Source organism: Bacteroides sp. UBA939, assembly GCF_002293435.1.
In the GTDB taxonomy this organism is placed as follows: domain Bacteria; phylum Bacteroidota; class Bacteroidia; order Bacteroidales; family Bacteroidaceae; genus Bacteroides.
The window spans coordinates 1-12,181 of sequence record NZ_DBDF01000194.1 but is presented as its reverse complement, the minus strand read 5'-3'; the positions used below and the strand labels follow the sequence as shown (position 1 = coordinate 12,181).

Annotated in this window: 8 protein-coding genes; 3 read left to right on the top strand and 5 right to left on the bottom strand. The window is 48.7% G+C overall.

From position 1 onward, the window contains the following. Positions 1 to 99: 99 nt before the first annotated feature. A complete protein-coding gene (gene tatC, locus B2Z67_RS12345; protein WP_291530138.1) occupies positions 100 to 921 on the bottom strand; it encodes a twin-arginine translocase subunit TatC in 822 nt (273 codons plus the stop codon). Positions 922 to 1,017: 96 nt separating this feature from the next. Continuing rightward, positions 1,018 to 1,236, bottom strand: a complete 219-nt coding sequence (locus tag B2Z67_RS12340) for a Sec-independent protein translocase subunit TatA/TatB (RefSeq protein WP_291530137.1) — start codon at positions 1,234 to 1,236, stop codon at positions 1,018 to 1,020. 734 nt (positions 1,237 to 1,970) lie between these two features. Between B2Z67_RS12340 and B2Z67_RS12335 the strand changes: the two genes are divergently transcribed. Genes B2Z67_RS12335 through B2Z67_RS12325 form a run of 3 tightly spaced genes read left to right on the top strand, consistent with a single transcriptional unit; the run spans position 1,971 to position 7,704 of the window. After that, a complete protein-coding gene (locus B2Z67_RS12335) occupies positions 1,971 to 5,198 on the top strand; it encodes a SusC/RagA family TonB-linked outer membrane protein (protein ID WP_291530136.1) in 3,228 nt (1,075 codons plus the stop codon). A 21-nt stretch (positions 5,199 to 5,219) separates the two neighbouring features. After that, a complete protein-coding gene (locus B2Z67_RS12330; RefSeq protein ID WP_291530135.1) occupies positions 5,220 to 6,974 on the top strand; it encodes a RagB/SusD family nutrient uptake outer membrane protein in 1,755 nt (584 codons plus the stop codon). 19 nt (positions 6,975 to 6,993) lie between these two features. Next, positions 6,994 to 7,704, top strand: a complete 711-nt coding sequence (locus B2Z67_RS12325; RefSeq protein ID WP_291530134.1) for a hypothetical protein — start codon at positions 6,994 to 6,996, stop codon at positions 7,702 to 7,704. Positions 7,705 to 7,835: 131 nt separating this feature from the next. Here B2Z67_RS12325 and B2Z67_RS12320 read toward each other — a convergent pair whose 3' ends face one another. Genes B2Z67_RS12320 through B2Z67_RS12310 form a run of 3 tightly spaced genes read right to left on the bottom strand, consistent with a single transcriptional unit; the run spans position 7,836 to position 12,038 of the window. After that, positions 7,836 to 10,328, bottom strand: a complete 2,493-nt coding sequence (locus B2Z67_RS12320) for a bifunctional UDP-N-acetylmuramoyl-tripeptide:D-alanyl-D-alanine ligase/alanine racemase (RefSeq protein WP_291530133.1) — start codon at positions 10,326 to 10,328, stop codon at positions 7,836 to 7,838. Beyond that, positions 10,307 to 11,293 carry a GSCFA domain-containing protein gene (locus B2Z67_RS12315; protein ID WP_291530132.1) on the bottom strand — a complete coding sequence of 329 codons (987 nt, stop codon included), beginning with the start codon at positions 11,291 to 11,293 and terminating at the stop codon, positions 10,307 to 10,309. Before B2Z67_RS12315 ends, B2Z67_RS12320 begins: the two co-directional genes overlap by 22 nt. A 22-nt stretch (positions 11,294 to 11,315) precedes the next feature. Then, positions 11,316 to 12,038 carry a LexA family transcriptional regulator gene (locus B2Z67_RS12310; RefSeq protein ID WP_291530131.1) on the bottom strand — a complete coding sequence of 241 codons (723 nt, stop codon included), beginning with the start codon at positions 12,036 to 12,038 and terminating at the stop codon, positions 11,316 to 11,318. Positions 12,039 to 12,181: the final 143 nt, after the last annotated feature.

Below are 12,181 nucleotides of genomic sequence, written 5' to 3'. Positions count from 1 at the left end.
CCCAGGAGGAGGAGAATAGAGATAGTCTTGTTAATCATCTTCGCTGAGTTACTCTTGTTAATCACTAATCAGTAATCACTAACCACTTACTACCAACCACTAACCACCAACCTGCAACTCCTCCGTCTCCCCTTTCTTATCTTTAATCATCAAGATACTCAACTCATAAAGCATATAAAGCGGAATAGCAACCACAGTCAGCGTAAAAGGATCCCCCGTCGGTGTAATAATAGCGGCAACAATCACGATAATAACAAAAGCATGACGGCGATACTTACGCAAGAACGGCTTATCAACAAGCCCAAGCAAAGATAGCAACCACGTCACCAACGGCAATTCAAATGCCAACCCCATGCAGAGCACCAGCATCATGAAGTTATCAATATAAGAATTCAGTGAAATCTGATTTTCAATTGCCCCCATTGCGCTCAGTTGATAAGTAGACAAGAAACGCAACGTCAACGGATAGACCATGAAATAGCCCAGCAATACGCCGAAGAAGAACATCACAGTACCAATACCCAGAGCCTTCCTCACCCCCTTGCGTTCATGAGGATAGAGCGCGGGACTGATAAAGCGCCAGATTTCGAAGAAAAGATAAGGAGTAGCCGTCACCACCGACATCCAGAATGCGGTAGATATATGAATAAAGAACGGAGCGGCGAGATTGATATTAATCAGTTTTACCTGAAACTCCTTTGTGAAGAATTCATCGTCCAGATCGAGAACCTGTCCCACATAACGCAGGAGGTCGTAAAAAACAAAGTCATCGTAACAAGGCGCCAGTATCACATTGTCGAACAACCACGGCATGGCAATGAAATAACCGATAGCCAAAACAAACCATACGCCGATGATACGGAACAGTACACGACGCAATTCGTCTAAATGGTCCCAAAAGGTCAAACTTTTATTTGCCATAATATAAAGGAGGAGCTGCAAGCTACAAATTACAATCTACGAGTTACCGCACATATCATGCTGGATATCATTCGTAGATTATTTCTTGCTCTCTGTTTATTTCCCTTCGGAAACCGGCCCCTCTATTTCGTCCTTAGTTTTATTTATTTCATCCTTCGCTTCTTTCACGCCGTCTTTAAAGCTTTTCACTCCTTTACCGAGTCCTTTCATCAGTTCAGGGATTTTCTTGCCACCGAACAATAACAGAATGACCAAAGCAATGATGATCCATTCGGAACCACTGGGCAGGAAGCCCAGCAAAAGTAAGTTTGTCATATTCATAGTTTTCTTATTTTAATGCAAAGATAGAAATTAATACAGATAACTTTCCATTATTCTATGGAATATTTCGGCCAAAATAAAATTCTGAGTCCCGCAAGCAGGCATGAAAAACTACTTAGTAGTAATGAGAGTGCTCAATCATGATTTCCTTTTTCACTTTCCGCGTCTTTATTTTCCTCATACAACGATTTATTTCAGCATTAGGCATGAACCGAATCCGGAAATAAACCGAAAACTATGGGAAGAGGGGATTAAATTTGCGGCAATCGCTGCATAAGCGTTAAGGAGATGTTTAACGAACTATTGTTATTAGAAATCCACATAATTTTATGGGTGAGCCTTGTGTTCTGCCTGATTGTCAGCGCCATGTAACATACAGAACAGTTTTTGTAACACTTACATTCATAGATGTTACGTTGAAAAAACAAGAGGTAACGCGAATTTTACTATCATTAGTATTTTATTCATAAATTTGCTTCCGGTTTAAAATAATAATAGTATAAAGTATTAACCTATTAAATCAAGGCAATATCATGAAGACATAGAAGAAGTATAATTTTGCAAAAACAGATGTTCGGTTTAGGCGGTTTAAAGGGCACTGTCACCTATTTATTATCGAACATTAAATGTAGTAAGACAACAGAGCCCACCTTTAATCAAATACTAGCATTGCATAAAGATCCCTGCAATGCAATTAAGGTAAAACATCGGATCAAGATTCAAGCAACATGTGTATCAAAACTATTAAATCATGGCTCGCAAGCGCATTGTTCGTATTGTTTGCCAGTGGTGCCCCAGGGTTTGTTAATGGAGGTGGCAACATCGCCATAGCACAGGCACAGTACATCACAGGTACGGTTGTAGATGATTTTGGCGAACCGATTATCGGCGCCAACATCCGCGTAAAAGATTCTACCAAGGGAACGATTACCGACCTCGACGGTAAGTTCTCCTTGGATGTAGCTCCAGGCCAAATCATTGAAGTCAGCTTCGTGGGCTTTTCCACCCAGACAGTGGCAGCCGCTTCGGGCATGAAAATCATTCTTAAGGAAGACGCACAGTCACTGGACGACGTAGTGGTTGTGGGTTATGGCGTACAAAAAAAGAAACTTTTGACCGGCGCCACGGTGCAGGTGAAAGGTGACGACATTCAGAAACTCTCCACCACCTCGGCATTGACTGCCATGCAAAGCCAGTCTCCCGGTGTCACCATTATGCAAAATAATGGTCAGGCAGGCGAAGGCTTCAAGGTGAACATCCGCGGTTTGGGTACTACGGGTAATTCGGACCCATTGTACGTAGTCGACGGCGTTGCCGGCGGTAGCCTGAACGACCTGAACCCCGCCGACATCGAATCCATCGATGTGCTGAAAGATGCCGCTTCTGCAGCCATCTACGGTGCCCGTGCCGCCAACGGCGTAATCCTTATCACCACCAAGCAGGGCAAGTCCGGCAAGTTGCAAATATCTTACGACGGATACTACGGTCAACAATACTTATATAAGGCTCCCGACGTTCTGAATGCCCAGGAATATATCTATAGCCGTCAGCTTCGCGAGTTCAACGGCGGTACAGCCGTACCCGAGTGGCAGGGAAAGCTTCCCGCAGCCATCTACGAAAGCCTTTTCGACGCGGATGGAAACGTGCTGAAGAACGGTTGGAAGGGAACGAACTGGATTAACGAGTCCTACCACAAAGGTGCCGTAACCCAGAACCACTCCATCAACCTGACAGGAGGTTCCGACGTATCGAAGTTCTCCTTCGGCTTCTCCTACACCGGGCAAGACGGTATCTTGGGTGGTGAAAACCAGTCGCAGTTCAACCGCTACAACGTGCGCTTGAATTCCTCACACACCCTGCTCCGCTCCAACGACAACTCCTACAATGTGATTACCGTAGGCGAGAACTTGAACATCGTACATAGCAGCAGAACAGGTATCTCCCAAGGAAACATGTATTGGAACAACGTACACGACTTGATGAACGCCAACCCGTTGCTCCCCGTTCGCGATGCCAACGGAAATTACTACACCAACCCCGAAATGTCGGCCGACGGATGGACACTGGGTGCCGTCATCAATCCGCTGGCCATTGCCAACACCACCAGCCAAGGATTGAACGAAAGTAACAGCTGGGCAGTGAACGCCAGCGCCTACCTGGAAATACAGCCCATACGGAACTTGATTTACAAGTCACAGTTCAGCTACCGCTTTGGCAACAGTTCTTATCGCGCCATGACCAGAATCCACGACTCGGGTACAAACGTGGCCACTCAGGACAACGCCTCCCAATCGATGGATTCCTGGTCGAACATCTCATTCGAAAACACCTTGAGTTACAAATTGAACATCGACAGACACAACATCGACATCGTATTGGGTCAGAGCATTGAACAAAACAAGTTCGGCGAACACCTTGACGCCAGTGGCAGCAACCTGCTTTTCGGTGACAGTTGGGCCCATGCATACTTGGACAATGCGCAGATCAAGAAACTGGCCGATGTCAGCGTAGGTGGTCGTCCCGCAAACGACAACTCCCTGGCCTCCTTCTTCGGACGTGTCAACTACAACTTCAACGAAAAATACATGCTGCAGGCCACAGTCCGCGCCGACGGTTCTTCAAACTTTGCCAAAGGCCACCGCTGGGGTATCTTCCCCTCCGCATCGGCAGGTTGGGTTGTGACCAATGAAGAATTCATGGAATCCGTCAGAGACATCATGGACTTCTTCAAAATCCGCGCATCCTGGGGACAGAACGGTAACTGCAACATCCCCAACTTCCAATACCTGACACAAGTGGGATTCAACAACTCCGACGCCTACTACTTCGGCAAGGGCAACCACGAAGAAGCCACCACCGGCGGTTCGTTCAACGTACTGGGCAACCCCGACCTGACTTGGGAGACTTCCGATCAGCTGAACATCGGTATTGACGCCCGCTTCTTAGACAGCCGTTTGGGACTGACCTTCGACTGGTACAAGAAGACCACGAAAGACTGGCTGGTGCGCGCTCCGATTTTGGGCGTATATGGTATCGGCGCTCCCTACATCAACGGTGGTGACGTGGAGAACAAGGGTCTCGAACTCTCTCTCAGCTGGAATGACCAGCTCGATAACGGTCTGCGCTACGGCATTACCGCCAACATGTCCTACAACAAGAACGAAGTGACCAAGCTGGCCAACGCCGAAGGCATCATCCACGGCCCCGGAGCTGTTTGGCACCAGCTCGAAGGCGAAGTTTACCGCGCGCAGGTAGGCCAGCCCATCGGTTTCTTCTACGGTTTCGACACGGAAGGCGTGTTCCAGAACGGCGAACAGATTCGCCAGTTCTCCGAGAAGTACGATGACAAGCTTCATGGTGGAAACGACAAGCTGAAACCGGGTGACCTCATCTACCGCGACGTGACCGGTGACGGCATAATCGATAACAACGACCGCACCATGATTGGTGACCCCCACCCCGATATAACCATGGGGTTGAACCTCAACCTCGCCTACAAGGGCTTCGACTTCTCCGTAACCGGTGCGGGAGCCTTCGGGCAACAGATTCTCCGCACTTGGGCAAATCAGGACTTTATCACGGAGAACCTCAATAAGAAGATTGTCTATGGTTCTTGGAAAGGCGAAGGCACCAGCAATAAGCTCCCTCTCTTCGATGGTTTCGACACTCCGAACTGGAAAAACATGTCGGCAGCCATGCTCGAAGACGGCGACTACTTCAAGATTCAGAACGTGACTCTCGGTTACGACTTCAAGCGCCTGTGGAAGTCTTGCCCGCTCCAGCAGTTCCGGGTTTATGTAGCAGCCAACAACCTGATAACCTTTACCAAGTACACCGGTATGGATCCGGAAATCGCCTCCAGCGGCGGAACGAGCGATTCCTGGGCAGCCGGTATAGATACGGGCGTTTATCCCTCACCCCGTACCTACTTGGTTGGTGTAAATCTTAAGTTCTAATCACCTTAATATATTAGCAATATGAAATTCAATAAATTATACATATTTTGGATTGCATCCACGCTCGCCTTTTCCGGTTGCGATGACTTCCTCGACTCGCAGGACTACACCGGCAAGAACAGCACCAACTTCCCGTCAACCACCGAAGATGTTAACAAAATGGTAGCCGCCGTTTACAAGTCAACCTTCTACGGTCCCTTTCAGGGCAATAACCTTGAACAATATTTCTCAGTGTCAAACATCATGTCAGACGACATGTTTGGCGGTGCCGGACTCGGCGACCCTTGGTGGCAGGGTCTTGACCACCTGATGTATGCCCAAACCAACCAAATGCAAGATTTGTGGACATATTCCTACGAAGCCATTGCCCGCGCCAACGCCGCTTTGTCCGTGATAGACAACATTGCGGATGAAGAAACACGCAACCAGACTAAAGGGGAGCTGCTTTTTATGCGCGCTTATAATTACTACAACCTGGTGTTGGCCTTCAACAATGTCCCGGTCATTGAAAAAGCCCCGGAGACGGTGGAAGAAGCGCAAGTCGCTCCCGAACAACGCGATGGTAAGGAAGTCATGAAACTGATTGCCGACGACCTCTATGAAGCCTGCGAATGTATGCCAAGCTGGCCATACGACGGCTGGAACAAACTGGCATTCGGCAAGGTGACCCGTTGGGCAGCCGAAACCCTGCTGGGCCGCGCTTTCCTTTTCTACACGGGCTTCTATGGTGAATCGGAAATGCCCAAGACAGAAGGTTCCATCAACAAGCAATATGTAGTTGATAAACTGAAAGATTGTATCGATAATTCCCGTCACGACCTTTTGGATGACTACCGCTCACTTTGGTCCTATTCAAACGAATTCACTGCCAAAGATTACGACTTCGTAAAAGATATGAATGGCGATACCTACTACGAGGAAGGCAACGAGGAGGTGATCCTTGCCATCAACTTCCAGTATCAACCGGCATGGTCCAACAACCTCCACCTGACCAACCAGTATGGCCTGTTCTTCGGCATCCGCGCAGATAACAACAATGCGAACGACGAACGTTTCAATGTGGGCACGGCTACCTCCGTTTATCCATTCAGCACCGGCTGGGGCTGCGGCACCGTGGCAACAAACCTCGTGACAGACTGGAAAAACATCGAACCCGACGACCCGCGCCGCGATGCTTCCATCCTGACATTCCCGGCAAGTTTGAGCCCCGCGACCTTCTCCGATGCTTGCGAATTTACCGGGTATCACAATAAAAAGATTACTTCCGTGCGTTCGGCCGGCGGTAAAAGGCTTTCATGGTCGCTCGACCAAATGGGTGCCGACGCAAGTGAAACCGGTAACTACCAAGCCTCCAACTGTACGCCTCTCACCATCTACCGTTTTGCCGATGTGCTTCTGATGTACTCCGAGCTGACGCAAGATGCCGCCACGCTGAACCGTGTACGAACTCGTGCAGGCTTGCCCGCCGTGGGCTATAGCGAACAGGCCTTGCGCAACGAGCGCCGCTGGGAACTGGCATTCGAAGGAAGCCGTTGGGATGACTTGCGCCGTTGGAACATTGCCGGTGACGCCCTTTACAAACAAGTAGGCCAGGTGATGTTCAATTGCGGTCAGCCGACCACCATGCCCGATGCCGGTGATGGCTACAGGCAACGCTATAACGACACCAAGGGTTTCTATCGCATTCCAAAGTCTCAAATCGACCTTTCGGGCGGCACATACAAGCAAAACGCCGGATGGGAAGACGATACTAAGACTCAATTTGCAGGTTATTAATTCTTAATAGGTAGATAATATGAAAAAGATAATGCTATCATTGGCTACTGTATTGGCTTTCACATTCACCGCTTGTGATCCTGTGGAGGATTTTACCGAGAATACAGCTTCCAATTATTCAGAAGAACAAATCGATGCCACCCTCACGCAGAATGGTGGCGACAATCTTGTGGAGGTGACTGTACACAACCATGCCACCGCACAAATATCGAACGGCAAGCAGAGCTTCAAGGCCAACTATGCCAAAGTGGTGATGCGCGAATTGGGCGAAAACTTCATCTACATCAAGCTTTTCAACGCCAACGGCTCCATTACCGAACGTGAGTATCCCATCACAGTTTCCAACATGACTCATGAGCTACCGACTCTTGAAACCATCATCTGGCAGGGCGAACAGTCTTGCGTCGGTTGGGACGGTGCCGGTCTCCGCTTCAGCGATAACGAAGGCCAGGGACTGCCGACTTTGAGCGATGACACTTACGACTGGATGGTAGGTAAGAAACTGAGTCTGGACATCAGTGCCGTGAATGGTGATGGTACTACCATCCGCGTGACAAACGGCCACTGGAGCCAAGAGTATGTTTCTGACACTCCTGTCACTCCCGGAAAGTTCCAGTTTGAATTCACTCAGGAAATGTGCGACCAATGCAAGAAGGGCGGTGAGGGTAGAGACCTGTTGTTCGTAAGTAACAACGGACTTACCATCACCAAGTTCTACTTCGAGCTGTAACACAACTGCTACCCCCTGGGGTGGAACAGAAGGAATAAAAGAATGATAAGGTAATATATAGGGATTAGTTTTTTTTTAAGGCCATGTCAGAAAGGTGATAACCTTTTGGCATGGCCTTTTTAACAGTCGAATCAATCCTGATAATACACACGCTTTACCCGCGTAGAAATACTTGTCAGCACTTCGTAAGGAATGGTTTCAAGAATATCGGAAAGTACCGTAATAGGCAGATGATCACCGAAAATCTCCACAGTATCCCCTTCCTTGCAGTCAATGTCCGTAACATCAATCATGCAAACGTCCATACAGACGTTACCCACATAGGGCGCACGCTGGCCATTCACCAGGCAATAGGCGTGCCCGTTGCCAAGATGACGGTTCAATCCGTCGGCATATCCGATAGGTAATGCGGCAATTCGTGAATTACGTGTCAGATGCCCCTTGCGGCTATAGCCTACTGTGTCTTCTTGGGGTACATCACGTATTTGCAGAATAGTAGTTTTCAGTGTGCTCACATTATTGATAATGCTGTTATCAATGGGATTGATGCCATACAAACCGATACCCAGGCGTACCATATCGAACTGTGCACCCGGGAAACGCTCGATACCGGCCGAATTGCAAATGTGCCGGAGTATCTTATGCGGAAATGCTTCCTGCAACTGCATGGATGCCGCCTCAAACGTTTCAATCTGTCCACGTGTAAACGCATCGAACTGTGCCGCATCACTACCCACTAAGTGCGAGAATACCGAACGGGCAATCACTGCATTCTGTCCTTTGAGCCGTTCAATCAGTCGCGGCATATCTTCGGCAGCAAAGCCCAGGCGATGCATACCCGTATCCAGTTTTATATGAATCGGGAAGTTAGTGATTCCTTCCTTCTCCGCCTCTTTAATCAGTGCATCCAGCAGGTGGAAGCTATACACTTCCGGCTCCAGTTTATAGTCGAACATGGTTTTGAATGCGGTCATCTCCGGGTTCATAATGATGATGCTTGCCGTGATACCCGCTTTGCGGAGTTCGGAACCTTCATCAGCCACAGCCACAGCCAGATAATCGGCATGATGCTCCTGCAAAGTCTTTGCAATTTCGTATGAACCGGCGCCGTAAGCGGACGCCTTTACCATGCAAACTATCTTCGTTTCCGGTTTCAGCTTGTTGCGGAAATAGTTCAGATTGGCTATCATCGCGCCGAGGTTCACTTCCAGAATAGTCTCGTGGACTTTCTTCTCCAGCTCTTCCGTCAGTGTGTCGAAGCCAAACCGGCGTGCGCCTTTTATCAGGATTATTTCATTTTCCAACCGCAATTCTCCACACGATATGGCGTGCAACAGGGCATCCGTATCGGGATAGAAAGCCTTCTCTATGCTGAACCGGGAGGCACAGAAGGAAATCTCGGCGCCTACTCCGATGATGCGTTCGATGCCGCGGCTGTTCACTAACTGGTGGACTGTTCGATAGAGCGTCGACGTAGACTGTCCGGTTTCCAGTATGTCCGAAAGAATAAGCGTACGCTTCAACCCTTTCGTCAACGAGCGGCGGTACAGGAAGTCGAGCGCAATGTCCAATGAAGCAAGGTCGGAATTGTAGCTGTCGTTTATCAACACGCAGCCATTCTTACCCTCTTTCACTTCGAGGCGCATTGCCACCGGTTCCAGTTTTGCCATGCGTTCCGTGATTTCCCGGGCGGGAAGCATCAGATAGACGCAAGCCGCCAGACAGTTCAGCGAGTTTTCAATGGAAGCGTCGTCAATGAACGGCAATGTGAACATATTGTCCATCTCCAGGTAGCGGTAAGAAATAACGGTGCAATCGTCCTTTTTATCCACCGCGCTTATATACAGGGGACGTTCCATGTCTTTCCGGCTCCAGGCTATCTCACGGGCGGAAAGCATGGATTTCGCCATGCAGTTGCTGATGAACTCGTCGTCACCGTTGTATATCACTACGTCACAATCCTTAAACAGGGAAATCTTCTCCATACACTTCTCTTGCAGGGAAAAGAAGTTTTCCTGATGTGCTCCGCCGATGTTGGTCAGTATGCCGATGGTGGGCTTGATGATGTTCTGCAAGGCGCGCATTTCTCCCTGTTCGGAGATGCCGGCTTCGAAGATGCCGAGTTCGGACTGTTCATTCATTTGCCATACGGACAAGGGGACGCCAATCTGCGAATTGTAGGAGCGGGGTGACCGGACAATAACTTTTTCGGGACTCAATAACTGATGGAGCCATTCTTTTACAATGGTCTTTCCGTTGCTTCCCGTTATACCGATAACGGGTATTTCGAACCGGTTGCGGTGTTTCTCCGCCAGCTTCTGCAGAGCCTTCAGCGGATTGGGCACAACAAGAAAGTTGGAGTCCGGAAACTGTTTCCGCTCTTCGCTATCCGCCAGCTTCTTATAACTTTCCTTGCCGATAACGAAATTGCGCACTCCACGCAGATACAAGTCGGGGATATAAAGGGCGCCATCGCTGCGTTTTGTGGACAAGGCAAAGAACAGTGTTTCTTCGGGAAAACTCAGTGAACGGCTATCTGTCAGTAGCCAGTCTATGGTGGCGGGCGCATCCCCAATGCGGCGTGCGCTGATATGTTCTGTTATTACTTCAATCGGGTACGACATAATTCTCTTTCGTTTTGGAAGTCTAAGTACGGGTATTTTTCATTAAGTCGGTCTATTTTTAACACTATTTGTCCTAAAAAATACTTATACTCCTCAGACTCGGGGTGGAAAGGTCGATGTGCCAATGCTTTATTGATATTTTTAATTTCTTCCATAATCTCTAACGCTTCTTCCGCGAAACAAGTCTGCACGAATTTCTCCCATACGTAGCGTATCGCCAACGAAGAAGGATGTACCATGTCGTCGGCGTAAAAGCGATAGTCTCTAAGCTCGTCGAGCAGAAGTTCGTAGGCGGGGAAGTAGAACACATGCCCGGGGAATGCTTCCCGTAAGTTGTCGGCGGCAAGCAAAAGGGTTGCCTTGCTCAGTTGGTTGGCGTGCATCCCGTCTTTCAGGTGGCGGATGGGGCTGACGGTAAGGATGATTCTCAGCTTCGGGTTCCGGGCTATCAAGTCGGAGAACAGGGAAGTGTAATCTGCCGTAATCTCCTGTATGCCAAGCCGGCGGCGTGTAAAGAACGATTCCTGCATCTTGTGGCAGTTTGCAACTACCCTGCCCGTCGTTTTCAGTTCGTACGCCCACGATGTGCCGAAAGTCAGCATCAGGCAATCCAGATTGTGAATTTGCCGGTGCGCCCGTTGCAAGCGTGCGTTGATGTTTTCCAGCGTTTCTTCAACGGAAGGCGATGAAAAGTCTCCGTGATGCATCGGGCTGTGCCAGCATTCACGAAAGAAAAACAAGTCTTCTTCCTTATATACTTTACCCTCTATCGTCTCGCGCAGGGCTGCCGAAACGGATAGAGGGTTGTAAAGAACGCCAAAAGGATTGATGTCCGGACGGAATCCGGCATCCGCAAGCAACGAGCCGATGTGGGTGGCAAAGCAGGAACCCATCAGCATGAGTTTGTTTGCCTGCACAAGACCCGGCAAGCCCGAAGGTAGCTCAACAGGAGTGGAAAAGTTCATAAAATGACTGAATGCGAGGGTGTTACATCATCATATTCTTCCTTATCGAGAACTTCACAATCGCCATCGCCTGTATGGAATTGAAAGGAACATCCATAGGTTCATGGTGCGGGTTGTAGCTCACCAGCTTGATGCATCCTTCTACTTCCGAACGGTTCACGTACTTCACCGCCAGATAATCGTCGCCGTCGATACTGAACGAAACGATATACATCTCGCCGTAAATCACATTGCTAAGGCTGTTCATTTCCTTAAAACCTACTATGTCGCCGGATTTCAGGATAGGGTACATGCTGTCGCCGCTGATATAGAGGGCGCCGTCGCACATCGGAATGCTGGGTATCTGTATCCTGCCCACTACGTGCTGGTTTTTGTTGGCAAACAAGGATTTCAGGTTGGCGGCAGCGGTTATGTCGTACAGAGCCACGCTGCGGTCGTCCATCTGGTCGGGTGTTTTTGGATTGTGGATTAGTTCAACTTCGCCCGAAGCGTACTTGCTATTGACGAATTTCGATTGGCGCGTGGGGCTTCCTTTACCGGTCAGCAGCCAGTTGTAATCTACTTCCTTTAGCTTTTCCAGTATCAGGGGGAAGTCCGTCCTGTTACGTGCAATCCAGTTACTAAGCGTGGAGCGCGATACGCCCAGGTAGGTGGCGAGTTCCCAGTCTGTCCTGAAATTCATTACTCGTTTGGCACGCTTCACGATGTCGCCTACATTAAAAAAAGAGTTTCCTTCTGTTTCCATGTTCTTTAATTTTTTTGTTGTTACTGTTTATAATTGCTGTTTCCAACTTAGTCTACATTATTCATAGTGTAAGTACTTCGTACTAATTGTTTTTACGATAAATGAGAATTTAGCGAAGCAGAGCGGAGCAGTGATTAGTGGTT